Annotated in this window: 1 protein-coding gene; it reads left to right on the forward strand. The window is 58.0% G+C overall.

Going from position 1 to position 498, the window contains the following annotated elements; translation table 11 throughout:
- Nucleotides 1-498, forward strand: a 498-nt coding sequence (locus GVL52_RS28570; RefSeq protein ID WP_160012705.1) for a MobA/MobL family protein, incomplete at both ends; no start/stop codon positions are given.

Consider the following 498-nt stretch of genomic DNA (forward strand, 5'->3'; position numbering starts at 1 on the left):
CAACTTTGCCGTGAGTTCGACATTGCTCTACCCCGCGAACTGACCCCCCAGCAGTGTGCCACGCTGGCCCGTGCGTTCGTCCAAAAAGAGTTCGTTGACCGGGGCATGTGCGCAACGATTGCTTTCCATCACATCGGTGGAGACAACCCCCATTTCCACTTGATGACCACCATGCGAGACATTGACCAGAACGGGTTCAAAAATAAAAACCGTGACTGGAATGACAAGCAATACCTAGACCATTGGCGGGCCGAATGGGCACGCTATGCCAACCATGCGTTGACCTTGGCCAACTCACCAGCACGCATTGACCACCGCTCGTTGAAGGCCCAAGGCATCGACCGCGAACCGACCCAACATCAAGGGCCGAAGGCGTTCGCCATGCAGGCCCGTGGTGTGGTTGTTGACCGGTTCCGCAGGGTGATGGTGGACCTCGTAACCATGCTCAAAGCCCGGAGGGTGGCCCGTCAGGGCCTTTCCCCTTCCCCTCCCATCACA

The organism is Rhizobium sp. 18055 (assembly GCF_902706285.1).
GTDB lineage: Bacteria > Pseudomonadota > Alphaproteobacteria > Rhizobiales > Rhizobiaceae > Rhizobium.